Source organism: Amycolatopsis deserti, from assembly GCF_014653945.1.
Lineage (GTDB): Bacteria > Actinomycetota > Actinomycetes > Mycobacteriales > Pseudonocardiaceae > Amycolatopsis_E > Amycolatopsis_E deserti.
The window spans coordinates 1,554,986-1,579,270 of sequence record NZ_BNAU01000001.1 but is presented as its reverse complement, the minus strand read 5'-3'; the positions used below and the strand labels follow the sequence as shown (position 1 = coordinate 1,579,270).

Sequence of the window (24,285 nt, the reverse complement as noted above, 5' to 3'; positions counted from 1 at the left end):
TGCAATCAGCGCCAGTCGTAGGATCCCGGCTGTGCCTGCCGACGAACCGACGATCCTCGCCACCTCCGGCGGCATCCGCGCCTCCGCGCGCCTGGACTGGGAGGTCGGCCCGCTGACCCGGTACGCCGTGGAGCTCGCCGGCGTCACCGGGCGCGCGCCGCGCGTGTGCTTCCTGGCCACCGCGTGCGGCGACGACCGCCGCCTGATCGCCGCCTTCTACGAGAACGCGTGGCGAGAGGGGTGGGCCGGCAGCCACGTGGCGTTGCTGCCGATGCCGAACATCGCCGACCTCGCCGGGCACCTGCTGTCCCAGGACGTGATCTGGGTGTGGGGCGGCAGTGTCGCCGGGCTGCTGGCGCTGTGGCGGCTGCACGGCCTCGACGCGGTGATGCGTGACGCGTGGCAGGCCGGGGTGGTCCTGACCGGCGTCTCGGCCGGCTCGATCTGCTGGCACGCCGGCGGCACGACCGACTCGTTCGGGCCGGAGCTGCGGCCGGTGACGAACGGGCTGGGCCTGCTCCCGTGGTCCAACGGCGTGCACCACGACAGCGAGCCCGCCCGGCGGCCGCTGTTCCAGTCGCTGATCGCGGACGGCACCCTGCCGCCCGGCTACGCCACCGACGACGGGGCCGGCCTGCTCTACCGCGGCGGCGAGCTGGCCGAGGCGCTGGCCGAGCGGGACCGCGCCGGGGCCTACCGGGTGGACCGCGGGCGCGACGGCGGCGCGGTCGAAACGCCGCTGGACGTGCGCCGGATCCACTGAACCACGCGGTGACTTCCGGCCCTTTCCCGCCCGGCGCCGGGCGGGGCAGCGTGGTGGCAGACGTCCGGGAGGCTGCCATGCGGGACAAGAACTGGCGTGTCGACATCGTGATCGACGAGCACGAGACGCGGACCCGCGCCACCGCGCGCCTGCACACCGACCGCGGGACCGGCCTGGTCGGGATCGGGACGGCCCGGCTCAACCCGGCCGACGCCAACGTGCCGGAGATCGGCGACGAGCTGGCCACGGCGCGGGCGCTCAGCGATCTGGCGCACCGCCTGCTCGACGCGGCCGCGGGGGACATCGAGGAAGTCACGCACCAGCCGGCCCACCTGCGGTACTGAACACGCTTCCCCGCCCGGATGCCGCGTCGGCGGGTGCGGTCCCGCGTGGCGCTCCGGTCGCTATGACAACATCGGGGCCGGTGCCGGCCACTGACCGGTGTGACCATCCAACTGACCGGGCTGGGGGTGCCGGTGGAGCCGCGCGACGCCGACCTGTGGGCGCGCGCCGCACGCGGTGACCGGGAAGCCTTCACGGCGCTCTTCGAACGCCACGCGCAGGCCGTGTGGAACCACGCCTACCGGCTGACCGGGTCCTGGGCCAGCGCCGAGGACCTCACCTCCGCCACCTTCCTCACCGCCTGGCGCAAGCGCGGCGACGTCACCCTGCTGCGGGACAGCGCGCTGCCCTGGCTGTTCACCGTCGCCGGAAACCTCGCCCGTGACGAGCACCGGGGCCGCACCCGGCGGTCGCGGCTGCTGCGCCGGATCCCCGGCCCGCCGCACGTGTCCGACCACGCCGACGGCGTAGCCGACCGTCTAGACGGCGAGGCGCGCCTGCAGCGGATCATCGACGCGGTCCGCGCGCTGCCGGCCGCGCAACGGCAGGTCGTCGAGCTGTGCCTGCTCGGCGAGCTGCCGATCGGTGACGCCGCCGCCCTGCTCGAGGTCGCCGAGGTGACCGTGCGCGCGCACCTCTCGCGCGCCCGCGCCCGGCTCCGCGCCCTGCTGGAGGAGAAATGAGCCACGCCCTGCCCCCGCGCCGCGAGCTGCCGCCCGAGGTCCGCGAGCGGATGCGCGCCACCGTGCGCGCCGGGATGACTCCGCGCCCCGGGCGGGCCCTCGCGGCCGCCGCGGCCGTGGTCCTGCTGGTCGGAGGCGTGCTGATCGGCGTCCAGTTCCTCCGCCCGGCCGCGCCGGTCGCCGGCGCCGGGGTGGACGACCGGTGCTGGGCGGCGATCGAGTCTGCGGGCCGGACCGGGCAGGTCCCGCCGCGCGCCGAGTGGCAGGCCACCGGCAGCCGCGCGCTCGGCGACGACGTGGTCACGTCCTACCTCGCCGGCGGGAAACCGGTGTTCTGCGAGACCACCGCGACCACGGTGACCGTGTCCGATCCGGGCGCGGCGCCGGCCTCCGCGCCCGGCAGCCGCACCGGGCTGCTGCTCCGCACCGGGACGGGCCTGGTGGCCGGGGTGGCGGACCCGTCGTGGCCGCGGATCGAGCTGTCCCTGGCCGACGGCCTCGGCGTCACCGTCGAGCCGGTCACGCCGCGGACCGGGGTGTTCACCGCGTTCACCGCGACCGACCCGGCGACCCCGTTGTGGGCCGGGATGTCGGTCGAGGGCCAGACCACCCGTCCCGGTCCGCGCGCCGAGCTGCCGCCGGCCCCGGCGCCGCTGGTCTCGGTGGTCGACGTGCCGGGCGACCGGTCCTCGCCGGCCGGCCGCGCGCTGGGCGAGTGCCTGGCAGCGCTACCCGAGCCGCTCGACGGCGCCGATGGCTACCAGCCCGGCGGGATGCTGGACAACGGGCCGTACCGGGTGGTGCTGGCGCGCAGCGCCGAGCACACCGTGGCGTGCGTGACCGGCCCTGCGGGGGCCACGCTGCACCGGGACACGTTCATCGGCCGGTCGATCCCGGTGCGCCGGCTGTCGGTGCCGGCGCAGGGCGGGAAGGTGCCGTTCGTTGGCCTCGTGCCGCGCTCGGCCACGAGCATGGACGCCGACTTCGGCACCGGTGAGCGGGTCGCCGTGCCGGTCGCGAACGGGACGTTCGGCGCATGGCTGCCCGAGGGCGCGAAGCCGGTGGACCCCGACACGGGGGACGCGTGGGTGCGGGTGACGGACGCGCGGGGCGCCACGCTCTACAACGGCTCGGTCATGCTGCGGTGACCTACCCCAGGAAGGTCACCGTCTCGGCCAGTGGGGCTCGGTCGATGCGTTCCTGGTTCGCGGCCGGGTCGGCGTAGCCGATGGACAGGCCGCAGAACAGGATCAGCCGCTCCGGCGGGGACACCACCTCGGCCACCGTGGTGCGGTAGACCGACCACGCCATCTGCGGGCAGCTGTCCAGGCTCTCCGCGCGCAGCAGCAGCATGACCGTCTGCAGGTGCATCCCGGCGTCCGCCCACTGGGCCGCGCCCATGGTCCGGTCCAGGTAGCAGAACAACGCGGCCGGGGCGCCGAAGCAGTCCCAGTTCCGCGCGACGGTTGCCCGCCGGGCGGCGGTGTCGTCGCGTCCACAGTGGTCCTTCCTCCTCACCGGCGACGGGGAAAGGTGACCGGTGGATTTCGAAGCGCATCGCGACCACCGGGATCGAGCGGTCCAGGTGGCAGCCGCCGAAGAGGCCTGCAGGCGCGGCACCTTGTGCTCCCGCGCCAGGCCGTGGTCGATGAAGTGCGCGTGCCGCTCGGTTAGTGCTGCTCGCCGGACCCCGGTGCGGCCGCGCACCGGCGGGTGGTCGAGGCGTTCCTGGCGGCGTCCCGGACCGGCGACCTCGACGCGATCGTCGCGGTGCTGAACCCGGACGCGGTGCGGCGCGCCGACGGCCGCCCCGAGGTGCGGGGCGCTCGCCGGGTGGCGGAGGAGATCGTCCTGTTCGGCCGGAACGCCCGGTTCGCCGACTTCACCCTCCTCGACGGCGAGCCGGGCCTGGTGATCGCGCCGGACGGCCGTCTCCGCCTGGCGATCCGCTTCGCCATCGACGGCGACCGCATGGCCGGCTACGAACTGATCCCCGACCCCGCGCGCCTGCGGCGGATCACGCCCGCGCTGGGCTGAGCTCTGTTCGTCCACTTCGGACGGCGAATTCCGGGTCTTCCGGCCCTACCGGGAAACCGCCCGCACCGGTCAGGCTGTGTCATGGGCATCTACCAGCAGCAGGTCCTGCCACGGATGATCAACGTGCTGTGCGGGCTGGAGACCGCGAACCCCTACCGCGCCCGCGTGTGCGCCGGCCTGCACGGGCGGGTCCTGGAGATCGGGTTCGGCTCGGGGCACAACGTCCCGTTCTACCCGGCCGCGGTCACGGCCGTGGACGCGATCGAGCCCTCCGACGTGGCCTGGAAGCTGGCCGCCGAGCGGGTGGCCGCCTCACCGGTGCCGGTCGAGCGGTCCGGCCTGGACGGGCAGTCGCTGCCGCTGCCCGAAGCCAGCTGCGACACCGCCCTGTCGACCTACACGCTGTGCACGATCCCGGACGTCGGGGCGGCGCTGACCGAGGTCCGGCGGGTGCTGAAACCGGGCGGCACGCTCCACTTCCTCGACCACGGCCTGGCGCCGGAGCACAAGGTGCAGCGCTGGCAGCACCGCATGGACCGCCTGCAGGGCCGGCTCTTCGGCGGCTGCCACCTGGACCGCCCGATCACCGACGTGATCACCGCGGCGGGTTTCGAGATCCGCGAGGTGGACCGGTTCTACGAGAAGGGTTCGCCGAAGTTCCTCGCCGCGGACTACCTGGGCGTCGCGGTCTCGCCGTGAGTCAGCGCAACCGTGCCGGCAGGTGTTCGAACCCGCGCAGGATCCGGGTGCCCCGGCGGGCCGCGCCGGGGGTGAGGCGCAGGTCCGGGAAGCGGTCGAACAGCGTCCGCAGCCCGACCTCGCCCTCCATCCGGGCCAGCGCGGCGCCCAGGCAGTAGTGCCGGCCCGCCGAGAACGAGATGTGCTCGCGCGCGTTCTCACGGCGAACGTCGAACCGGGCCGGGTCGGTGAAGACCGCCGGGTCGCGGTTGGCGCCGGCCAGGATCGTCGTCACCACCGAGCCGCCGCGCACCCGCACCCCGCCGACCTCGGTGTCGCGCAGGCAGGTGCGCCCGGTGAGCAGCACCGGCGGGTCCACGCGCAGGATCTCCTCGACCGCGTTCGGCCACAGCGACGGCTCGGCGCGCAGCGCGGCGAGCTGCCCGGGGTGGTCGTGCAGGAGGGTGATCCCGTTGCCGAGCAGGTTCACGGTCGTCTCGAAACCGGCCGCGAGCACCAGCCCGGCGGTCGCGCGCAGCTCCAGATCGGTCAGCCCGACCCCGTCCTCACGGGCGGCGACCAGCTGGCTGAGCAGGTTGTCGCCGGGATTGGCGCGCAGGTGGTCCAGGTGGCCGCCGAGCCAGGCGTCGAAATCGGCCAGCGCCGACTCGACCGCGCGGAACTCCCGCCACGGCAGCCCCAGGTCCAGGCTCGGGGCGGCCGCGGTGCCCAGCTCCAGCACGCGTTGCCGCTGCTCCGGCGGCACTCCGAGGATCTCGGCGATCACCGTCACCGGCAGCAGCGCGCAGTAGGCCTCGACGAGGTCCACCGGCCGGTCCGGGTCGAGCGCGTCCAGCAGCTCACGGGCGATCTCCTCGGTGCGCACCCGCAGCTTCTCCACCGCGCGGACGGTGAACACGCGGGTGACGAGCTTGCGGTAGCGCGTGTGGTCCGGCGGCTCGGTCGCCAGCAGCGACGGCGGCGCGATCGGGTGCAGGACGTCGGTCGCCGACCACTCGCTCAGCCGCGCGAGCACCCCGTCCGGCGCGGCGCCCACACCGGCGCGGAAGTCGTTGCTGGTCAGCACTTCCTTCACCGCCGCGTGGCTGGTCGTGACGTAGGCGAAGGAGCCCTTGTACAGCGGGCCGTGGCCGCGGATCTCGTCGAACAGGCCGGTCAACGCGGCGGTGGGGGACACCGCGGCCTCGGCCACCAGCCGCGCCTGCAGATCGCCCCGGCGGGCCGCGGCGCGCAGCACGGTGCGCGGCAGCGCGTGCCCGATGCCCCAGCGCACCACCGGTTTCACGCCGTCCTGCAGCCGGGTCAGCGCCGTCGTCACGACATCCACCTCCACCGTGGTACCGCCGGGTACCACGCACGGTAGAGCCGGACGTGCCGCCCGGTCAAGCGGCTGGGTTAGGTTGGCGGCGTGACGGACGTCGACGTGGGCACCGGGTTCCGCGACCGGCTGCTGCAGGGCATGGCTGCCGCCCTGCGCGAACGGGACTACCACGACGTCACGATCGCCGACGTGGTCAACCACGCGCGCACGTCCAAGCGCACCTTCTACGAGCAGTTCGCGAGCAAGCAGGAGTGCTTCGTGGAGCTGCTGCGGCAGACCAACGCGCGGATGGTGCGGGACATCGCGGCCGCGGTGGAGCGGGACGCGCCGTGGCAGGCGCAGGCGCGCCAGGCGGTCGAGGCGCTGATCGCGTCGATGGAGAGCGACCCGGCGCTGTGCCTGAGCTGGATGCGGGCGGCGCCCTCGCTCGGCGAAGCGGGCCGCGCGCTGTCCCGCGAGACGATGGACTCGTTCGTGGCGCTGATGCGCACCCTGGCGGACACGCCCGAACTGCGGGCGGCCGGCGTGGTCCCGCCGTCGCGCGAGCTGGCGATCACCCTGTTCGGCGGGTTGCGCGAGCTGATCGCGATCACGCTGGAGGAGGGCGGGAACCTGGCCGGCACGGTGGACGTGGCGACCGAGGTCGTCATGCTGATCCTGGGACCCCGGCCGCGCTGACCGGTTCGTGCACCGACGGTCAACCCGGAAGAGTGACGCAGGTCACGTTTTGTCGCTATTGTCCCTTTCATGTCCACCAGTGAGGAACGCACCAGAGAGCGTGAGCGTACGGAGAGCGTGACCTCGGCCCTGCTGACCGGCGGCACCTACCGGGGTCTCGCGGAGCAGAAGCTGTCCCCGGCGGAGGAGCGGTTCGAGCGGGCCCGGCGGACCGTCGGGTTCGTGCTCGCCCCGCTCGTGACCCTCGTCTTCCTGTTCGTGCCCACCGCGCTGGACTCCAGCCAGCAGACCCTGGCGGCGGTGCTGCTGGGCGTGGTGGTGCTGTGGGTGTGCGAACCGGTGCCGATCCCGGTCGGCGGCCTGATCGGGGTCGCGGCCATCGTGGTGCTCGGCGTGCTGCCCGCCGACGACGTGCTGGAGCCGTTCGGCTCGTCCACGGTGTTCGTCTTCATCGGGGCGTTCATCCTGGCGCAGGCCATGCTGCGGCACGGGCTGGCGCGGCGGTTCGCCTTCTTCATCCTCGCCATCCCGGGCGTGGGGCGCAGCACCTGGCGGGTGATCACCGCGCTCGGGTTCGTCACCTGCGTGCTGTCGGCGTTCATCTCCAACACCGCCACCGTCGCAATGCTGCTGCCGACCGCCGTCGGCCTGCTCACCGTCATCGCCGAGCTGATCCGCGGCCGGACGCCGGAGGGGGAGCGGTTCGACCCGCTACGGCTGCGCGTGGGCATCGCGTTGATGCTCGTGCTCGCCTACGGCGCCAGCGTCGGCGGCCTGCTCACCCCGATCGGCTCGCCGCCCAACCTGATCGGGCGCGGCCTGATCGAGGAGGCCACCGGCGAGCGGATCTCGTTCCTGCAGTGGACCACGATGGCGCTGCCCGCGTGCGCGGCGATGTTCGTGATCCTGGTGGTCCTGCTGATCCTGCTCAACCGCCCGGAGATCCGCAGGCTCACCGGCGTCGAGGAGTACGTGGCCGGCGAGCGGGCGAAGCTGGGCGGGTTCTCGCCGGCCGAGCGCAACACGCTGATCGCCTTCACCATCACCGTCGTGGCGTGGGTGACGCCCGGCATCGTGGCCCTGGTGGCGGGCAACGACTCCCGCGCCTACGAGCTGGTCAGCGACCGGCTCGACGAGGGCATCGTGGCCGTGGCCGGCGCGGCGCTGCTGTTCGTGCTGCCGACGAACTGGGCGCAGCGCCGGTTCACGCTCACCTGGTCCGAGGCGGCCCGCATCGACTGGGGCACCGTCCTGCTGTTCGGCAGCGGCATCATCTTCGGGTCGCTGCTGTCCAGCACCGGGCTCGCGGAGCGGGTCGGCAACGGACTGGCCGGGGCGCTGGGGATCGGCAGCGGGATCGCGCTGACGGTGTTCGCGGTGCTGCTGGCGATCCTGGTGTCGGAGACGACGTCGAACACCGCCTCGGCGGCCGTGGTGGTGCCGATCGTCATCCCGATCGCGCTGGCCGCCGGGGTGGACCCGTTCACGCCCGCGCTGGCCGCGACGTTCGCCGCGTCGTTCGGGTTCATGCTGCCGGTGTCCACCCCGCAGAACGCGATCGTCTACGGCTCCGGCGCGGTGCCGATCACGAAGATGATCCGCTCCGGCGCGGCGTTCGACGTCGCCGGGGCCATCCTGATCATGCTGCTGATCCCCGTGATGGTCGCGGCGGTCGGCTTCACGTGAGCCGGCCCCCTCAGACGGTGACTTCGGCGGCGAGCGCCTCGCCGAGGACGTCCATCGCGTCGTGGAGGAGCGCGTCGCTGATCGTCAGCGGCGGGAGGAAGCGCAGCACGTTGCCGTGGGTGCCGCAGGTCAGCACGATCACGCCCCGCTCGTGGGCCACCGCCGCGACGCGCTTCGCCAGCGCCGGGTCGGGCTCGCTCGTGCCCGGCCGCACCAGCTCGACCGCGATCATCGCGCCGCGGCCACGCACGTCTCCGATCCGGGGATCGGCCAGTGCGCGCAGCCGGGACGTGAGCACCGAGCCGATCTCGCGCGCCCGCGCCACCAGCGCGTCCTGCTCGATGGTCTCGATCGCGGCCAGCGCCGCGGCGCACGCCAGCGGATTGCCGCCGTAGGTGCCGCCCAGCCCGCCGGCGTGCGCGGCGTCCATGATCTCCGCGCGCCCGGTCACCGCCGACAGCGGCAGCCCGCCCGCGATGCCCTTCGCGGTCACGATCAGGTCCGGCACGACGCCCTCGTGGTCGCAGGCGAACCAGTCGCCGGTGCGGGCGAACCCGGTCTGGACCTCGTCGGCGACGAACACCACCCCGTTCGCCCGGCACCACTCCGCCAGCGCGGGCAGGAACCCCGGCGCGGGCTCGATGAACCCGCCCTCGCCCTGGATCGGCTCGATCACCAGCGCCGCCAGGTTCGCCGCCCCGACCTGCTTTTCGACCACGTCCAGCGCCCGGCGCGCGGCCTCGGCGCCGTCCAGGCCGCCGTCGCGGAACGGGTAGGACAGCGGCGCCCGGTAGACCTCCGGCGCGAACGGCCCGAACCCGTGCTTGTACGGCATGGACTTCGCGGTCATCGCCATCGTCAGGTTGGTGCGGCCGTGGTAGGCGTGGTCGAACACCACCACCGCGTGCCGGCCGGTGTGCGCCCGCGCGATCTTGACCGCGTTCTCGACCGCCTCCGCGCCCGAGTTGAACAACGCCGTGCGCTTGTCGTGATCACCCGGAGTCAGCCGGTTGAGTGATTCGGCGACGGCCACGTAGCCCTCGTACGGCGTGACCATGAAACAGGTGTGGGTGAACGCCGCCACCTGCTCGCGCACGGCCGCCACGACCCGCGGGTTGCTCGCGCCGACGGTGGTGACCGCGATGCCCGAGCCGAGGTCGATCAGGTGGTTGCCGTCGACGTCCACCACGATCCCGCCGCCGGCCGCGGCCGCGAAGACCGGCATCGTGGCGCCCACCCCCGCGGCGACCGCGGCGCCCTTGCGCGCCATGAGTTCGCAGGACCGCGGTCCCGGGATCGCCGTCTCCAGCCGCCGCTGCTGGCGGATGCCTGTGTCCGTGCTCGTGGTCATGCCCCAGTTTCGGAAGCGGCCGGTCATGCTGTCCAATACTTGATCGGCAGGATTTCGATGCCTGGGAGGCATGATGGAGCTGCGGCACCTGCGGTACTTCGTGGTGACCTGCGAGGCGGGCACGGTCAGCCGGGCGGCCGAGCTGCTGCACATCACCCAGCCGAGCCTGTCGCGGCAGCTGCGGCAGCTGGAGGAGGAGCTGGGCGCGGACCTGTTCGACCGGGCGGGGCGGCGGATGACGCCGTCCCGGGTCGGCCGCGCGCTGCTGGCGAACGCGCGGGACGTGCTGGAGCGGGCCGAGGCGCTGAAGACGGCGGCGACGTTCCACGCGCACGGCCGCATCGACCGGCTGACGATCGGCGCCCCGACGGTGACCCTGACCGACGTGGTGGCCCCGTTCATCGCGACCCTGGCGCCCGAGGACCCGACGATCGACGTGCTGGGGGCGGACGGGCTGTCCGCGGTGGAGACCCTGGCGCGCGGCGCCGACCTGGCGATCGCCACCGCTGCGCCCCGCGCGCCCTACCGGTCGCGGCGGCTGGCGGTGCTGCCGGTGTGGGCGTACGTGCCGGAGCGGCACCCGTGGTGCGGCCGGGGGAGCGTCGAGCTGGCGGAGGTGCTGGAGGAACAGGTGATCATCCTGCCGCCGGCGTTCACCGCGCGGCAGTCGCTGGACGCGGCGCTGCTCGAGCTGGGCGCCACGTACGCGCAGGTCATCGAGGCCGCGAACGGCACGGTGGCGCAGGCGCACGCCGCGGCGGGGCGGGGAGTGGCGCTGGTGTCGGACGATCCGCGGTTCGGGCTGGTGCCGCTGCGGGTGCGCACGGGGGAGCGCCGGCTGGAGATCAAGCTGACCGCGGCGTGGGACTCCCGCCACGAGGCGGCCGCGACGCTGGCGGCCTTCGCCCGCCGGCTGGGGGATTTCGTGGCGGAGCGCTACGGGTGAGACGGCCGGCCCGCACCTCCGGGCGGGCGGGGACCAGGGTGAGCGTCCCAGCAGAACACCCCGATGCCCGCCGCGCACGCCATCCTGGCGCGGCGCCCGGAGGCCAGCGCGTTGCGGCTGACGATCACGAAGTCCGGCCCCTGCGCCATGGTCATCCGCCAACGTTGCCGCCGCGCCACCCCGCGGTTTCCGGGCGAGGTCCACAGTGGACCAGGTCAGGCGGCGCGCGCGGTCCCGCCGCTCAGCCGGTCGAGCAGGCCGGCCCGGTGCAGGTCGGCGACCGGGGACAGCAGGTCGGGGTGCCGCAGCAGCACGGCCGCCTGCCGGTCGCGGAGATCGGGGTCGGTGAGGCGGCGGAAGTCGGTGGCGAGGCCGGCGGCGTGGACGGAGCCGGTGACGGTCGCGGCGGCGGCCACGGCGAGTTCGCGGTCGGCGAGCAGGCAGGCCGCCCAGCTGGCGACGACCTCGTCCACCCAGGTGCGCCACGCGGTGTCCTCGCCGGGCACGACGTCGACGCCCGCGACCCAGTCCAGCCGACCGGACCCGCCGGGGCCGACGACGTCCAGGAGCCCGGCGTCGAGGGCGGTGGGGTAGCGCAGCCACGCGGCGACGGTCGCGGCCTGGCGGCACTGGGCCTCGGCGAGGGCGGCGCTCAGCGGGCCGCGCTCGGGCGGGTAGGCGCGCAGCAGCCACTGCGCGGTGGCCGCGATGACGGACGACAGGTCGGCGGACACTTGCGGGCACCTTCCGGGACTACGGGGGCGGTTCAAGCACGCTAACAGCTCGTCACGCCCCGGCCGGCGCACTTTTGCCCGAGGTCACAGCCCTCCGGACGACAATCACACCGCGGCGAGGGGTGCGGCAGGAAAGGTCGCCGGGGGCGCACGGAGGCGGCATCCCGGATGGCGGGTGTGGCGGGGATGCGGTGGTGACCGCACCCGGGATGGCGGGTGTGGTGGGGGCGTGGTGGTGACCGCACCCTGGAAGGGGTGTGTCGTCGCGGCGCTGCGGGTTCGAGGGGTGGGCGGGGCGCGGTGGTGGCCGAGCGCCGAGCGGGGATGGCTGCCCGGGGGCTGGGGTTCCGCGGTCGCCGCGGCGGTCACCCCAGAAAGCCGTGCCGACCCTGGAAACGACCAACGGCCCGCCGGTGAGTGATCACCGACGGGCCGTTGGGCCGGAGAGTGCGCGATACTGGGATTGAACCAGTGACCTCTACCGTGTCAAGGTAGCGCTCTCCCGCTGAGCTAATCGCGCGAGGTGGAGACGGGATTCGAACCCGTGTACACGGCTTTGCAGGCCGTTGCCTCGCCTCTCGGCCACTCCACCGTGCGGGCCCGAGTGGGCTCCCCGAGCGGACGACGGGATTCGAACCCGCGACCCTCACCTTGGCAAGGTGATGCGCTACCAGCTGCGCTACGTCCGCCTACCGTGACTCCGGGTTCCGGTGAAGGCCCCCGTCGTCGTGGTGTGAGAGAACAATATCCGACCGCGGAACCCGCGAAAACAGGGGGGTGGGTGTTCCGCGCCCCCGGCGCGGGTGCTATCCAAGATCGTTGGGGATCAGGTGGGTGAGCGCGTCGTCGAGGTCGATCCACAGGTGCTCGTTGCCCGGCAGCACCACGTCGTAGGTGCGGTCCAGGAAGTCGGCGAGCTCCTGGGCGGAGGCCTCGAACACGGCGTGCCCGGACGGCGAGTTCAGCTCGATCATCACCGACTCGGGGTCCTCGACCGAGGGGCGGATCCGGACGTCGCCGTCGCCGGCCTCGGCCAGCAGCCCGTCGGCGAGCAGGTCGCGGGCGTACACCCATTCCACCCAGCCGGCGCGGCCGGTCCGGAACGCCGCCACGACCGCGTACGGGTCGCGGGTGTCGTACCGCAGCTCCACCTTCACGGGAACGGCCGGGGCGCGCGGCGCCAGGAGGTCGAACACCGCTGTGGAGCGGAGCGTCACGTGGTCGTTGCGCATCGTCTTACCTTTCGTCTCCCTTCACGGCCCGCTCGGCCGAGCTTCGAGTGTGAGACGCACGAACCCACCGTCTCGCTTCGCGAACTCCCCGGGCTTCACCCGGACGGGTTCGCGCACCTCTCGCACTCGCGCTCGCGCGGTACCGGCCTGCGGGACCGGCCTCGCTGATCGTCTACCCACATACTGCTCGGTTTGACGCGGGCAGGACAGCACGGCTTCGCAGCCTGGCACGTGACCTGGATCGCTCCGCGGCCGGGGGCGACCTCGATCACCTCGGGCTTCTCCGCAGCGTGTCGGGTCGTATCCGCAGCGTGTGGCCCAAAGACCACCCGTTTGCAGTGCCCGGCAGGCTATCCGCTAGAGTTCCCTCTCGTACGGACGGGGGCGATTAGCTCAGCGGGAGAGCGCTTCGTTCACACCGAAGAGGTCACTGGTTCGATCCCAGTATCGCCCACCACCGAAACCGGCCCCAGGTGAAGCCCTGAAGTTCAGTCCCAAGGCTTCCAACCTGGGGCCGTTTTGTTTCATTCCGGCACGTTTCCCACGTCACTCGGGCGCGGGAGACGGCCGTCACCCGTGCGGTCGCCCCCGGCGATGGCTGCGTGAAGCGGTGTGCTCGCGGTAACATGAAACGCTCACTCCTGCTGATGAAACGAGGTGAGTTCGCTGTCGCCGCACCGCAACTCCGACGAACCTCCTCCCGCCGAAGACCGCGACTACTCGCTGCGCGCCGTCGACCGGGTCTGCGCCATCCTCAACCTGCTGCAGGAGTCCGTGGACGGGATCACCCTCAACGAGGTGGTCGAGGCCACCGGGATGCCGAAGTCCTCGGCCTACCGCTACCTGTGGACCCTGGAGGCCCACCGCTACGTCGAGCGCGACGAGGTCACCGGGCTGTGCCGGCTGGGGCTGGGGTTCCTCGGCATGCAGTCCCGCCACCTGGAGCTGCTGCGCGAGCGGGTGCGGCCGTGGCTGGAAAGCGTGCGGGACGAGTTCGGCGAGACGGCGAACCTGGGGCTGCTGGACAGCGACCACATCATCTACATCGACATCATCGAAAGCCGCCGCGGTGTGCGTCTGGCCGCCTCCCGCGGTGACCGCGACCCGCTGCACTCCACGGCACTCGGCAAGGCGATCGCGGCCCACCTGCCCGAGACGCGCGTGCGGGAGCTGCTCGAGCGGTCCGGCATGCCGGCGCGCACCGAGCGCACCATCGTCACCGTCGAGGACTACCTCACCGAGCTGGACAAGGTCCGCGCACAGGGCTTCGCGGTGGACGACGGCGAGAACGAGGCCGACGGGCGGTGCGTGGCCGTGCCGCTGCTGGGAACCAACCTGCCGGCCGCGATCTCGCTGAGTGCGCCCGCGGCGCGATTCCCGCAGCGGGACGTTCCCGGGGCGGCGAAGGCTTTGCAGCGCATCGCGGAGCAGATTTCCACCCGGCCCTCGGGAGAGGTCGCGTAGGAGTGGCGTCCTCGACGAAACCGGGACTGCTCGCTCGTGGCGGCCGGCTTTCGTTGCCAGGGCGCCGTTTCCACCGGCGTGCCTTGCTCCGCTGGAGGGAACCCCGGTGCACCGGGGAGGGCGGAAAGAACTAGTGCACCGAGGGTCCCTTGGACCAGCCGTGGCCGGGGGTGTCAATGGCTGTGGCACGACAGCTGGCTGCCGCCCCGGTGAGGAAACGACCGTGCGGCGGGAGCAATCCTCGCGGCGGGGCGGTGGTCCGGCAATGCCCCGAACGGGGCAATTTCAGCTTCTACGTTTTACTAGGTGAAACACATGAAGAAGTGGTCAATTAACCGGCTACCAACAGTAGTTGTTTGCGGGTGAGCAACGAGCGCCCTCCGTAATCCGACCGTGATCGTCTCGTCCGGCAAATTCCCTGAAGTAGCTTGTAACACCACTCAGAACGCCACCGATTCCAGGTCAGACGCTGCCCCAGAAGGGTGGGGCAGAACACAGAGCACGGTTACTTCGGGTAATCGTCGGCGTGATCGGGGCGCGCCGGCAACCAGCCGGACGTCGCGGGAGGTCGGATGGAAGAGCCGGTGCGGAAGCCCATGTCGCTGGGGGAGGCGGTCCTGGGTTCCGAGACGCGAGACCCCTCGGGCCACGCCCGGCTGCACGCCGTCGGCCCGGGCGACAAAGCAACGCCGCGCGCGGCGGCCCAGCCCTGGGAGACCCGGTACCGCGGCTACGTGATCACCGCGGACGTGGTCGCCACCCTGCTGGTCATCGTCACCGGCGCGGTGGTCATCCTGAACATCACCGGCCGGCCCTACTTCCTGCACGCCTCGGGCACCGCGTTCGCGATCCTGTGCTCCCTGCCGGTCAACCGCGCCTGGAGCCAGCACGTGCTCGGCGAAGGCACCGAGGAGTTCCGCCGCCTGGGCCGCAGCCTGGTGATGGCGGCCGTCGTCGTGGCGCTCGCCGGTCTGCTGTTCGGCGCGCTCGACGTGCAGCCGTGGGTGTTCTACGCCGTCCCGGCGGTCGCGGTGATCGCGTTCCCGGCGCGGTACGGGCTGCGGCAGGTGCTGCACCGCAAGCGCCGCGCCGGCGAGTGCATGCACTCGGTCATCGCGGCCGGCTCGCCGGACACGCTGCGGGACCTGATCGAGCGCACCCGCACCGAATCCCACGTCGGGTGGCAGGTGGCGGCCGTGTGCACCGCGACCGGCCAGGGCGAGCGCGCCACCGGCGAGATCGGCGGCATCGCCGTCGCCGGGCGCCTCGACGAACTGGCCGACCAGGTCCGCCGCGGCGGCTACCGGGTCGTGGCCATCACCTCCGATCCCTATTGGACACCCGAACGGCTGCAGCGCTTGGCGTGGGACCTGGAGGGCACGGGCGCGGAACTGGTCGTCGCGCCGGTGCTGATGGAGGTCGCCGGGCCGCGGCTCAACGTGTCCGGCGTGCTGGGTATGCCGCTGCTGCGCGTGTCCGCGCCCACCTTCACCGGCGGGCGGCGGATCGTGAAGGACGTCGTGGACCGCCTGGGCGCCGCCGCGCTGCTCGCGCTCGCCGCGCCCGTGCTGCTGGGCATCGCGATGCTGATCAAGCTCAACGACCGCGGCCCGGTGTTCTACCGCCAGCTCCGCGTGGGCCGCGACGGCCGCACCTTCACCATGATCAAGTTCCGCACCATGGTCATGGACGCCGACCGGCTGCGGCACGGCCTACTCGGGGACAACGAGGGCGCCGGCCCGCTGTTCAAGCTCCGCCGCGACCCGCGCATCACCCGGGTCGGCGCGGTGCTGCGCCGCTACTCCCTCGACGAGCTGCCGCAGCTGTTCAACGTCCTGGGCGGCACCATGTCGCTCGTCGGCCCGCGCCCGCCGCTGCCCGCCGAAACCGAGAACTACGAGCGTGCCGCCCGCCGCAAGCTGCTCGTCAAACCGGGCATGACCGGGTTGTGGCAGGTCAGCGGCCGCAGCGACCTGTCCTGGGAGGAAAGCGTCCGGCTCGACCTGCGCTACGTCGAGGACTGGTCGCTGGCGCTGGACATGGCGATCCTGTGGAAGACCTTCCGCGCGGTCACCGGAGGCCGGGGCGCGTACTGACGCCGCCTCTGGCACCCTGGCCCGACGTGCACGCCCTCACCTTCCCCCGCCTCCGCTCGGTCGCGCTGCTCGGCGCCCACTGCGACGACCTCGCCATCGGCGCCGGCGGCGCGCTGCTCACGCTGTGCGCGGACCGCCCCGACCTCCAGGTGCACGCGCTCGTCCTGTCCGGCGGCGGCACCGAACGCGCCGCCGAGGAACAGGCCGCGCTGACCGAGTTCTGCGCCCCGGCGCATGTCGAGCTGACCGTGCTGGACCTGCCCGACGGGCGGATGCCGGCGCACTGGAACGCGGTCAAGGACGCCGTCACCGCGCTGCGCGGCCGCGTCACGCCGGACCTGGTGTTCGCGCCGCAGCCCGGTGACCGCCACCAGGACCACCGGCTGCTCGCCGAGATCGTGCCCACCGTGTTCCGCGACCAGCTCGTGTTCGGCTACGAGATCCTCAAGTGGGACGGCGACCTCGGCCAGCCCTCGGTCTACCAGCCGCTGACCGACGAGGTCGCCGAGGCCAAGGCCGACCTGCTGGCCAAGCACTACCCGTCGCAGCACGCCCGGGACTGGTACACCCGCGACGCGTTCCTCGGCCTGGCGCGGCTGCGCGGGGTGCAGCAGCACACCCGCTACGCCGAAGCCTTCTACGTGGACAAGCTCGCGCTGACGCTCGCCAAGGAGACACCATGATCAGCTGCCGCGCGTGCGGCGCCACCGACGGAGAGGTCGTGCTCGATCTGGGCGAGCAGCCGCCGTGCGACCTGTTCCCGCCCGCGGCCGATCCCGGCCCGGACCCGGTGTGGCCGCTGCGGATGTGGATGTGCGCCCGCTGCGCCCTGGCCCAGCTGGCCGAGGACCCCGGCACCGCCGAGGAACCCGCCGGGGTGGAGCCGAAGGCGCTGACCGACCAGGCCGCCGACGCGGTCGCCAGGCTCACCAGCGCCGGGCTGGTGCGCCCGGGCGCGACGGTGGCCGAGTTCGGCAGCCCGCACGGTGGTTCGTGGCTGCCGCTGCTGCGCGCCGCGGGCCTGCGGGAGGCGGCCGAGGGCGAGCCGGCGGACGTCGTCGTCGACTGCTTCGGGCTGATGCACGAACCGAACCAGCGCGCGGCCATGGCGCGTCGCGCGGCGCGGCTCGCGCCCGGCGGTGCGCTGCTGATGCAGTTCCACTCGCTGGCCTCGATCGTCCGGCAGGGGCAGTGGAACGCCCTGCGGCACGGGCACTTCGCGTACTACTCCACGCCGGCGGCGATCACCCTGGCCGCCTCGGCCGGGCTGACTCCCGGCCGCAGCTGGACCTTCGACCTCTACGGCGGCACCGTGCTGCTCGAACTGGGCCGCGACCTCACGCCGACCGCCGAGACCACGGGCCTGGCAGCCGCCGAACGCGCCGCGGGGGCGGAGGAGATCGCCGTCGTCGCCGGCCTGGGCCGGGCCGTCGAAGCGGGCTGTGCGCGCGTGCGGGCGCGGCTGCGGGAGCACGCGGGGGAGCGCGTCGTCGGCTACGGCGCCGCGTCCCGCGCGGTGGTGCTCCTGCGCCGCGCCAGAATCGATATCGATCTGTTGCCGGCGATCGCGGACATCTCCCCGGCCAAGCGCGGTCGGCGGATGCCCGGTACCCGGATTCCCGTGGTATCAACGGATGCCCTCACCCACCCGATCCCGCGCGCTGTCCTGCTGTTCGTCCCGGATCTCGAGCCCGAGGTGCGCGCGGCCTTCCCGCAGCTCGACGGGGACCACTGCGAGTGGATCGTGGCGTGACCGTGGCCGGGTGAACCGGTCAAAACGCGAAGATGATCTCTTGCCGGTGACTTCTCGTGAAGTGGCCTGCTACAGCGAGTGGTAGCGATCACCCGATCGGGGTCAATTGATCAGCCAGTTGCTCGTAACGCCAGCCACGGCCATCCCTATAGTCACGTTGACATAGGCCCCATTACAGGACGGGGCAGTGCGATCACAGGGAGAACGAGCACACCATGCCAGCCGTGACGCTGTCCTGCCGCCTGTGCGGCACGCCGGGTCTGCGCAGCGTGGTGGACCTCGGCGCGAGCCCGCCGTGCGAGTCGTTCCTCGCGGCGGAGGACCTGGACGCCCCGGAACCGGCCTACCCGCTGCACCTGCGGATCTGCCCGGAGTGCCTGCTGGCCCAGCTGCCACCCCTGATCGATCCGGTGGAGACTTTCACCGAATACGCTTACTTCTCGTCGTTTTCCCACTCCTGGCTGGCGCACGCGAAGGATTTCGTCGACTCCGCCGCCGGCCGTCTCGGCCTCGGCCCGGACTCCTTCGTCGTCGAGGTCGCCAGCAACGACGGCTACCTGCTGCGCAACGTCGTCGCCCGCGGCCTGCGCTGCCTGGGCATCGAACCGTCGGTCAACGTCGGCGCGGCCGCGCGCGAGGCCGGCGTGCCCACGCTGACCGCGTTCCTCACCCCGGAGACCGGCGCCGCGGTGCGCGCCGAGCACGGGCCCGCGGACCTGGTGGTCGCCAACAACGTCTACGCGCACATCCCGGACATCCTCGGGTTCACCCGCGGCCTGCGCGCGCTCGTCGCCGACGACGGCTGGGTCTCGATCGAGGTGCAGCACCTGCTCAGCCTCGTCGAGCTGACCCAGTACGACACGATCTACCACGAGCACTTCCAGTACTACACGCTCGCCTCCGCGCGGCGGGCGCTGGCGACGGCCGGGCTGGCCGTGGCCGACGTCGAGCTGCTGGACACCCACGGCGGCTCGATCCGGGTGTGGGCGCGGCCCGCCGAAGCCGCCGGCGCGCCCTCTGCCCGGGTCGCCGAGGTGCTGGAGCGCGAGCGCGCCGCCGGGCTGCACGAGCTGTCCGGCTACGCTGGCTTCGCCCGCCGCGTCGAGGAGATCCGCCTGTCGCTGCTGGAGTTCCTGATCGGCGCCAAGCGCCGCGGTGAACGGGTGGCCGGCTACGGCGCGCCCGGCAAGGGCAACACCCTGCTCAACCACTGCGGGATCCGGCCGGACCTGCTCGAGTACACAGTGGACCGCAACCCGTACAAACACGGCCGGTTCACCCCCGGCACCCGCATCCCGGTCTTCCCGCCGGAGCGGATCGCGGCCGACCGGCCCGACTACGTGCTCGTGCTGCCCTGGAACCTGCGCGCCGAGCTGACCGAGCAGCTGGCCTACGTCGCGGACTGGGGCGGCCGGCTCGTGTTCCCGATCCCGGAGCTGGAGATCGTCTCCCCGAGAAATCCCGTGCTGCAGGCTGTCGAGGTGAACTGAATGAAGGTGGTGCTCTTCTGCGGGGGCTACGGGATGCGCATGCGCAACGGCCCCGCGGACGACGTGCCCAAGCCGATGCAGATGGTGGGCCCGCGGCCGCTGCTGTGGCACGTGATGCGCTACTACGCGCACTTCGGGCACACCGAGTTCATCCTGTGCCTGGGCTACGGCGCCCGGCACATCACGGACTTCTTCCTGTCCTACACCGAGACCGCGTCCAACGACTTCGTGCTGCGCGGCGGTGAGGTCGAGCTGCTGTCCACCGACATCAGCGACTGGTCGATCACGTTCGTGCACACCGGCATCGAGTCGCCGATCGGGGAGCGGCTGCGCCGGGTCCGCAAGTACGTCGACGGTGAGGAGATCTTCCTCGCCAACTACGCCGACGTGCTCACCGACGCGCCGCTGGACGTCATGGTGGACAACCTCGCGGCGTCCGACGCCGGGGCGTCGATGATGGTGGTGCCGCCGCAGTCCTCGTTCCACTGCGTGGAGTTCCGCGAGAACTCCAACCGGGTCTCCGGCATCAGCTCGGCCAGCCGCCTGCCGCTGTGGGAGAACGCCGGCTACTTCGTGCTGCGGCAGGAGATCTTCGACCACCTCCCGGAAAACGGTGACCTGGTCGAGGACGGCTGCGCGGCACTGGCCGAAAAGGACCGGCTGATCGCCTACCCCTACCGCGGGTTCTGGCAGCCGGCGGACACGTTCAAGGAGCGCGCCGCGCTCGACGCGGCCTACGAAAGCGGCGCCCGCCCGTGGATGCTGTGGGAGCGCCCGGCCTCGATCCCGGCGGGGGTGCGGTGATGCGGGTCCTGCTGACCGGGCACCAGGGCTACCTGGGATCGGTGATGGCGCCGGTGCTGCGCGAAGCCGGGCACGAGGTGCTCGGCCTGGACTCCGGCCTGTTCGCCGCGTGCGTGCTCGGGCCCGCGCCGGACGACCCGCCGGGCGATCCGGTGGACCTGCGGGACGTCACGGCCGGCCGGCTGTCCGGTGTGGACGCGGTGATCCACCTGGCCGCGCTGTCCAACGACCCGCTGGGCGCGCTCGCGCCGGAGCTGACCTACGAGATCAACCACACCGCGTCGGTGCAGCTGGCCAAGCTCGCCAAGGACGCCGGGGTGCGCCGGTTCCTCTACGCCTCGACGTGCTCGGTCTACGGCGCGGCGGGGGAGGACCTGGTGACCGAGGACGCGCCGCTGCGCCCGGTCACGCCGTACGCGGAGTCGAAGGTGCGCGTCGAGGACGACCTGCACGACCTCGCCGACTCCGGGTTCAGCCCGGTGTACCTGCGCAACGCGACCGCCTTCGGGTTCTCGCCGCGGCTGCGCGCCGACATCGTGCTGAACAACCTGGTGGGCCACGCCGTGCTCACCGGGCAGGTGCGGGTGCTCTCCGACGGCACGCCGTGGCGGCCGCTGGTGCACGCGCACGACATCGCGACGGCCTTCGCGGCGGCGCTGACCGCGCCCGCCGAAGCCGTGCACGACCGGGCGTTCAACGTGGGCACCGAGGCCAACAACCTCACGGTGCGCCAGATCGCCGAGTCCGTGGTCACCGCCGTGCCGGGCTCGGAACTGCTGATCACCGGTGAGGCGGGCCCCGACCCCCGCTCCTACCGGGTGGACTTCTCCCGCATCCGGGAAGCGCTTCCCGGGTACGAGGCGACGTGGACGGTGGCGGCCGGCGCCCGGGAACTGGCCGCGCACTACACCCGCCACGGCCTGACCATGGAGAGCTTCAGCGGGCGGTTCACCCGCCTGGCCTGGCTGAAGTCCGCGCAGGCGCGCGGCGACCTCGCGCCGGATCTGCGAAGACACCGAACCTGACCGCAGGGCCGCGCGTCATCGGTTCGAGCAAGCCCCGCCCTTCCCCGACCCGCACACCCCGACGACCGGTGTGCCCGCCAGCAAGGACAGCACGGCGTTGACGATCATGGATTCCCCCAGTCCCGTCACCGACTACGAGAACCTGGGCGACGCGTTCGCCTTCGCCGCCGCGCACCCGCCCCGCCGCGGGCCCGACCCCCGCGTGACCGTCGTGGTGCCGGCGAAGAACGAAGCGGCGAACCTGCGCGAGATCCTGCCCGAGCTGCCGCCGGTGCACGAGGTGCTGGTGGTCGACGCCGACACCGGGGACGGCACCCCGCAGGTCGTCGCCGAGGTGCGCCCCGGAACGCGGGTCATCAAGCAGACCCGCCGCGGCAAGGGCAACGCGCTGGCCTGCGGGTTCCTCGCCGCCTCCGGCGACGTGATCGTGATGTTCGACGCCGACGGCTCGGCCGATCCGGCGGAGATCCCGCGGTTCGTGGCCGCGCTCACCGACGGCGCCGACTTCGCCAAGGGCACCCGGTTCGCCCCGGGTGGCGGCAGCCACGACATCACACACCTCCGCGCCGCGGGGAACTCGGGGCTCAACCGCCTGTCCAACACGCTCTTCAGCGCCGGGTTCACCGATCTCTGTTACGGCTACAACGCGTTCTGGCGCGATCTGGTTGCCTTGCTGAACCTGCCGCCGGTGTTCGCGCCCGCGGGCGAGGAGATGCTGTGGGGTGACGGCTTCGAGATCGAGACCGTCATCAACTGCCGGATGGCCGCGCTGGGCCTGTGGATCACCGAGGTGCCCAGCGTCGAGCGCGCCCGCCTGCACGGTGAGACCAACCTGCGCACCTTCTCCGACGGCGGCCGCGTGCTGCGCACGCTGGTGGCGGAATGGCAGCGGGTCGGCCGTCAGCGCCGCAGCCGCCGGTTCGGCCTGTTCACCCCCGAGCCCGTGGCGGACGCCCCGGCGCCGCTCGCGCTGGACACGGGAGCGCCCGAAGCATGACCTCGTTCGACACCACCGTGGTGATCTGCGCCTACACGGCCGACCGCTGGGACGACCTGACCGCCGCGGTGGCGTCCGTGCGGGACCAGTCGGCGCCGCCGCGCGAGATCATCGTGGTCGTCGACCACAACCCGGAGCTGGAGCGGCGGGCGGCCGCGGAGTTCGTCGGCGTGACGGTGGTGCCCAACGCCGGGCGGCGCGGGCTGTCCGGCGCCCGCAACACCGCGGTCGGGCTCGCCAAGGGTGACGTGATCGCGTTCCTGGACGACGACGCCGAGGCCGCGCCGGACTGGCTGGAGCAGCTGCTGGCCGGCTACCGCGACCGGGATGTGCTCGCCGTCGGCGGTTCGGCCCGCCCGCGCTGGCCCGGCGGGCGGCGGCCGGCCAAGCTCCCCGCCGGGCGCGGATCGGTGCACGGCGAGCTCGACTGGGTCGTCGGCTGCACCTACACCGGGCAGCCCACAGCGGAGGAACCGGTGCGCAACCTGATGGGCTGCAACATGTCCTTCCGCCGCGAGGCGTTCACGCTCGCCGGGCCGTTCTCCGAGGACCTCGGCCGCATCGGGCGCACCCCGCTGGGCTGCGAGGAGACCGAGCTGTGCATCCGGCTGCGACAGGCCTCGCCCGGCGCGCGGATCGTGTTCCGGCCGCAGGCGGTGGTGCGCCACCGCGTCACCCCGGAGCGGATCACCTGGGCCTACCTGCGCCGCCGCGGCTGGGGCGAGGGGCTGTCCAAGGCATACGTCTCACGTCTGGTCGGCAGCGAGGCCGCGTTGTCCACCGAGCGCGACTACCTCAGCCGCACCATCCCGGCCGCCGTGGTGCGCGAGTTCGGCCGGCTTGCACTGGGCCGCACGGCCGGCGCGTCCGGCGTGCTCGGGCTGGTGACCGTGGTGTCCTCGACCGCGGCCGGGTACCTGCGCGGCAAGGCGCAGCTCCGCCCGCCGCGGCCGCGTCCGGCGTCGGCGCTGGCGCACGGCCCGATCCACATCGCCACCGTGGACGCGCGCACCGCGCCCGAGGAGCTGCCGGTGCCGCACCGGCCGGTGGGCCACTACCGCGCGGCGCAGGTCCTCGTCCGCGACGGCGACCGCACGCTCGACGTGCTGCTGCTGCCGGTGGAGCGCGGCGTCGTGCGGCTGCCGAAGTTCGCCACCGCGCCCGCCCCGCGCCGCCGCCCGGAGTTCACCCGGCCGCCGGTGAGCGTGGTCATCCCGACCGCCCACCGCAAGCGGCAGGCGGTGGCCAGCGCCCGCGCCGCGCTCGCGGCCGGGTACCCGCACATCGAGGTGATCGTGGTGGACAACCTGCCACGGCTGCCCGAGGGCGACGACTGGCTGCGTGGCGAGGTGGAGGCGCTGGGCGCGCGTTACGTCGTCGAGCCGCGCAAGGGCGTCAGCATCGCGCGCAACACCGGCGCCCGCGTCGCCAGCCACGGCCTGATCGCGTTCGTCGACGAGAACATCACCGTCGAGCCCGGCTGGTTCGACGCCGTCACCGAGGAGTTCGCCGCCGATCCCGCGGTCGGGTGCGTGACCTCGCTGGTGCTGCCGGCCAGCCTGGAGACCGACGCCGAGGTCCTGTTCGAACGGCTCAAGGGCTACAGCAACTCCGTGCGGTGGCAGCGGATCGACCGGGACACCGCGCGCGAGGACCCGCTCTACCCGCTGTCCATGGCGCGCTACGGCCCGGGCAGCTGCGCCACCTGGCGGCGCGAGGTGTTCGAGGACCTGGGCGGCTTCGACCCGCTGCTCGGCGCGGGCACGCCGACGATGGCGGGGGAGGACCTGGACCTGTTCGTGCGGCTGGCCTACGCCGGCGGCGCGGTGGTGCACACCCCGCACGCGGTGGCCCGGCACATCCACCGTGCCGACTGGCTCGAGCTGCGCGAGCGGATGCGCGGCTACGGCGTGGGCCTGGCGGCGATGCTGGTGCTGTCGGTGCGGCGCCGCCCGGTCACCGCGTTCTCGATCCTGCGCCGGGTGCCGCGCGGGGCCGCCCGTCTCGCCTCCCGCACCCCGGAGCTGCCGCTGTCCGACCGCGCCGCCCGCTCGCGGCTGCGCCAGCTGCGCCGCGACGAGCGGCTGGGCCTGCTCGGCGGTGCGGCGGCGCTGATGCGGGCCCGGGGTGAGGGCGGATCCGGCCGCCGGTGATGATGGACGGCGACGGGCAGGAAGGGCACGT

At 73.0% G+C, this 24,285-nt stretch carries 23 protein-coding genes and 4 tRNA genes; 19 read left to right on the top strand and 8 right to left on the bottom strand.

Features of this window, described 5'->3' with window-relative positions; all coding sequences use genetic code 11:
- The first annotated feature begins 31 nt into the window (after positions 1 to 31).
- The 4 genes from IE290_RS07745 to IE290_RS07730 all read left to right on the top strand — a co-directional run bounded on the left by IE290_RS07745 (position 32) and on the right by IE290_RS07730 (position 2,936).
- Entirely contained in the window at positions 32 to 763 is a 732-nt protein-coding gene (locus tag IE290_RS07745) for a Type 1 glutamine amidotransferase-like domain-containing protein (RefSeq protein ID WP_191243742.1), read from the top strand.
- A gap of 77 nt (positions 764 to 840) precedes the next feature.
- Positions 841 to 1,107 carry a DUF1876 domain-containing protein gene (locus IE290_RS07740; protein ID WP_191243741.1) on the top strand — a complete coding sequence of 89 codons (267 nt, stop codon included), beginning with the start codon at positions 841 to 843 and terminating at the stop codon, positions 1,105 to 1,107.
- Positions 1,108 to 1,206: 99 nt separating this feature from the next.
- Complete coding sequence (locus IE290_RS07735) at positions 1,207 to 1,788, top strand: RNA polymerase sigma factor (protein ID WP_229874296.1); 582 nt, start codon at positions 1,207 to 1,209, stop codon at positions 1,786 to 1,788.
- Complete coding sequence (locus tag IE290_RS07730; RefSeq protein WP_191243740.1) at positions 1,785 to 2,936, top strand: hypothetical protein; 1,152 nt, start codon at positions 1,785 to 1,787, stop codon at positions 2,934 to 2,936. The genes IE290_RS07735 and IE290_RS07730 overlap by 4 nt, the downstream gene beginning before the upstream one ends.
- A 1-nt stretch (position 2,937) precedes the next feature.
- On the opposite strand, the gene IE290_RS07725 is transcribed toward IE290_RS07730, so the two are convergent.
- The gene (locus IE290_RS07725) at positions 2,938 to 3,306 is read right to left on the bottom strand and encodes a nitroreductase family protein (RefSeq protein WP_373300405.1); all 369 of its coding nucleotides are present in this window, start codon (positions 3,304 to 3,306) and stop codon (positions 2,938 to 2,940) included.
- A 195-nt stretch (positions 3,307 to 3,501) separates the two neighbouring features.
- Here IE290_RS07725 and IE290_RS07720 point away from each other — a divergent pair, with 195 nt between their 5' ends.
- Positions 3,502 to 3,825 (top strand): sigma-70 family RNA polymerase sigma factor family protein, encoded by a 324-nt coding sequence (locus tag IE290_RS07720; RefSeq protein ID WP_191243739.1) that lies wholly within the window; start codon positions 3,502 to 3,504, stop codon positions 3,823 to 3,825.
- A gap of 81 nt (positions 3,826 to 3,906) precedes the next feature.
- A complete protein-coding gene (locus IE290_RS07715; RefSeq protein WP_191243738.1) occupies positions 3,907 to 4,524 on the top strand; it encodes a class I SAM-dependent methyltransferase in 618 nt (205 codons plus the stop codon).
- 1 nt (position 4,525) lies between these two features.
- Here IE290_RS07715 and IE290_RS07710 read toward each other — a convergent pair whose 3' ends face one another.
- Positions 4,526 to 5,857, bottom strand: coding sequence for a cytochrome P450 (locus IE290_RS07710; protein ID WP_191243737.1), 1,332 nt, complete (start codon positions 5,855 to 5,857; stop codon positions 4,526 to 4,528).
- Positions 5,858 to 5,932: 75 nt separating this feature from the next.
- Between IE290_RS07710 and IE290_RS07705 the strand changes: the two genes are divergently transcribed.
- Both IE290_RS07705 and IE290_RS07700 read left to right on the top strand, forming a co-directional pair.
- The gene (locus IE290_RS07705) at positions 5,933 to 6,523 is read left to right on the top strand and encodes a TetR/AcrR family transcriptional regulator (protein WP_191243736.1); all 591 of its coding nucleotides are present in this window, start codon (positions 5,933 to 5,935) and stop codon (positions 6,521 to 6,523) included.
- A 69-nt stretch (positions 6,524 to 6,592) separates the two neighbouring features.
- Entirely contained in the window at positions 6,593 to 8,209 is a 1,617-nt protein-coding gene (locus tag IE290_RS07700; RefSeq protein ID WP_191243735.1) for an SLC13 family permease, read from the top strand.
- 10 nt (positions 8,210 to 8,219) lie between these two features.
- On the opposite strand, the gene gabT is transcribed toward IE290_RS07700, so the two are convergent.
- The gene (gabT, locus tag IE290_RS07695; protein WP_191243734.1) at positions 8,220 to 9,560 is read right to left on the bottom strand and encodes a 4-aminobutyrate--2-oxoglutarate transaminase; all 1,341 of its coding nucleotides are present in this window, start codon (positions 9,558 to 9,560) and stop codon (positions 8,220 to 8,222) included.
- A gap of 70 nt (positions 9,561 to 9,630) precedes the next feature.
- Between gabT and IE290_RS07690 the strand changes: the two genes are divergently transcribed.
- Positions 9,631 to 10,506, top strand: a complete 876-nt coding sequence (locus IE290_RS07690; RefSeq protein ID WP_229874293.1) for a LysR family transcriptional regulator — start codon at positions 9,631 to 9,633, stop codon at positions 10,504 to 10,506.
- A 215-nt stretch (positions 10,507 to 10,721) separates the two neighbouring features.
- Here IE290_RS07690 and IE290_RS07685 read toward each other — a convergent pair whose 3' ends face one another.
- The 5 genes from IE290_RS07685 to IE290_RS07665 all read right to left on the bottom strand — a co-directional run bounded on the left by IE290_RS07685 (position 10,722) and on the right by IE290_RS07665 (position 12,472).
- The gene (locus IE290_RS07685) at positions 10,722 to 11,240 is read right to left on the bottom strand and encodes a hypothetical protein (protein ID WP_191243733.1); all 519 of its coding nucleotides are present in this window, start codon (positions 11,238 to 11,240) and stop codon (positions 10,722 to 10,724) included.
- Positions 11,241 to 11,688: 448 nt separating this feature from the next.
- Positions 11,689 to 11,760, bottom strand: a tRNA-Val gene (locus tag IE290_RS07680).
- A 1-nt stretch (position 11,761) separates the two neighbouring features.
- Positions 11,762 to 11,832, bottom strand: a tRNA-Cys gene (locus IE290_RS07675).
- Positions 11,833 to 11,856: 24 nt separating this feature from the next.
- Positions 11,857 to 11,929, bottom strand: a tRNA-Gly gene (locus IE290_RS07670).
- Positions 11,930 to 12,046: 117 nt separating this feature from the next.
- On the bottom strand, positions 12,047 to 12,472 hold the full coding sequence (locus tag IE290_RS07665; protein ID WP_094007105.1) for an SsgA family sporulation/cell division regulator: 426 nt from the start codon (positions 12,470 to 12,472) through the stop codon (positions 12,047 to 12,049).
- Between the two features lie 382 nt (positions 12,473 to 12,854).
- On the opposite strand from IE290_RS07665, the gene IE290_RS07660 reads away from it, so the two are divergent.
- The 10 genes from IE290_RS07660 to IE290_RS07615 all read left to right on the top strand — a co-directional run bounded on the left by IE290_RS07660 (position 12,855) and on the right by IE290_RS07615 (position 24,254).
- Positions 12,855 to 12,929, top strand: a tRNA-Val gene (locus IE290_RS07660).
- A gap of 200 nt (positions 12,930 to 13,129) precedes the next feature.
- On the top strand, positions 13,130 to 13,936 hold the full coding sequence (locus IE290_RS07655) for an IclR family transcriptional regulator (RefSeq protein WP_191243732.1): 807 nt from the start codon (positions 13,130 to 13,132) through the stop codon (positions 13,934 to 13,936).
- A 572-nt stretch (positions 13,937 to 14,508) separates the two neighbouring features.
- Positions 14,509 to 16,032, top strand: coding sequence for a sugar transferase (locus IE290_RS07650; protein WP_191243731.1), 1,524 nt, complete (start codon positions 14,509 to 14,511; stop codon positions 16,030 to 16,032).
- A gap of 26 nt (positions 16,033 to 16,058) precedes the next feature.
- The gene (locus tag IE290_RS07645) at positions 16,059 to 16,715 is read left to right on the top strand and encodes a PIG-L deacetylase family protein (protein ID WP_191243730.1); all 657 of its coding nucleotides are present in this window, start codon (positions 16,059 to 16,061) and stop codon (positions 16,713 to 16,715) included.
- Positions 16,712 to 17,785 (top strand): class I SAM-dependent methyltransferase, encoded by a 1,074-nt coding sequence (locus tag IE290_RS07640; protein WP_191243729.1) that lies wholly within the window; start codon positions 16,712 to 16,714, stop codon positions 17,783 to 17,785. The genes IE290_RS07645 and IE290_RS07640 overlap by 4 nt, the downstream gene beginning before the upstream one ends.
- 215 nt (positions 17,786 to 18,000) lie before the next feature.
- Entirely contained in the window at positions 18,001 to 19,275 is a 1,275-nt protein-coding gene (locus IE290_RS07635) for a class I SAM-dependent methyltransferase (RefSeq protein ID WP_191243728.1), read from the top strand.
- On the top strand, positions 19,276 to 20,079 hold the full coding sequence (locus IE290_RS07630) for a glycosyltransferase family protein (RefSeq protein WP_191243727.1): 804 nt from the start codon (positions 19,276 to 19,278) through the stop codon (positions 20,077 to 20,079).
- Entirely contained in the window at positions 20,079 to 21,104 is a 1,026-nt protein-coding gene (locus tag IE290_RS07625) for an NAD-dependent epimerase/dehydratase family protein (RefSeq protein WP_191243726.1), read from the top strand. Before IE290_RS07630 ends, IE290_RS07625 begins: the two co-directional genes overlap by 1 nt.
- A 70-nt stretch (positions 21,105 to 21,174) precedes the next feature.
- The gene (locus tag IE290_RS07620; protein ID WP_191243725.1) at positions 21,175 to 22,101 is read left to right on the top strand and encodes a glycosyltransferase family 2 protein; all 927 of its coding nucleotides are present in this window, start codon (positions 21,175 to 21,177) and stop codon (positions 22,099 to 22,101) included.
- Positions 22,098 to 24,254 (top strand): glycosyltransferase family 2 protein, encoded by a 2,157-nt coding sequence (locus IE290_RS07615; RefSeq protein ID WP_191243724.1) that lies wholly within the window; start codon positions 22,098 to 22,100, stop codon positions 24,252 to 24,254. The genes IE290_RS07620 and IE290_RS07615 overlap by 4 nt, the downstream gene beginning before the upstream one ends.
- The last annotated feature ends 31 nt before the right edge of the window (positions 24,255 to 24,285 follow it).

Excerpts from the sequence above, each read along its gene's own strand:
- IE290_RS07740 (WP_191243741.1), top strand. The coding sequence starts at position 841 with ATGCGGGACAAGAACTGGCGTGTCGACATCGTGATCGACGAGCACGAG.
- IE290_RS07730 (WP_191243740.1), top strand. The coding sequence starts at position 1,785 with ATGAGCCACGCCCTGCCCCCGCGCCGCGAGCTGCCGCCCGAGGTCCGC.
- IE290_RS07715 (WP_191243738.1), top strand. The coding sequence starts at position 3,907 with ATGGGCATCTACCAGCAGCAGGTCCTGCCACGGATGATCAACGTGCTG.
- IE290_RS07700 (WP_191243735.1), top strand. The coding sequence starts at position 6,593 with ATGTCCACCAGTGAGGAACGCACCAGAGAGCGTGAGCGTACGGAGAGC.
- gabT (WP_191243734.1), bottom strand. The coding sequence starts at position 9,560 with ATGACCACGAGCACGGACACAGGCATCCGCCAGCAGCGGCGGCTGGAG.
- IE290_RS07690 (WP_229874293.1), top strand. The coding sequence starts at position 9,631 with ATGATGGAGCTGCGGCACCTGCGGTACTTCGTGGTGACCTGCGAGGCG.
- IE290_RS07665 (WP_094007105.1), bottom strand. The coding sequence starts at position 12,472 with ATGCGCAACGACCACGTGACGCTCCGCTCCACAGCGGTGTTCGACCTC.
- IE290_RS07650 (WP_191243731.1), top strand. The coding sequence starts at position 14,509 with ATGGAAGAGCCGGTGCGGAAGCCCATGTCGCTGGGGGAGGCGGTCCTG.
- IE290_RS07640 (WP_191243729.1), top strand. The coding sequence starts at position 16,712 with ATGATCAGCTGCCGCGCGTGCGGCGCCACCGACGGAGAGGTCGTGCTC.
- IE290_RS07635 (WP_191243728.1), top strand. The coding sequence starts at position 18,001 with ATGCCAGCCGTGACGCTGTCCTGCCGCCTGTGCGGCACGCCGGGTCTG.
- IE290_RS07630 (WP_191243727.1), top strand. The coding sequence starts at position 19,276 with ATGAAGGTGGTGCTCTTCTGCGGGGGCTACGGGATGCGCATGCGCAAC.
- IE290_RS07625 (WP_191243726.1), top strand. The coding sequence starts at position 20,079 with ATGCGGGTCCTGCTGACCGGGCACCAGGGCTACCTGGGATCGGTGATG.
- IE290_RS07615 (WP_191243724.1), top strand. The coding sequence starts at position 22,098 with ATGACCTCGTTCGACACCACCGTGGTGATCTGCGCCTACACGGCCGAC.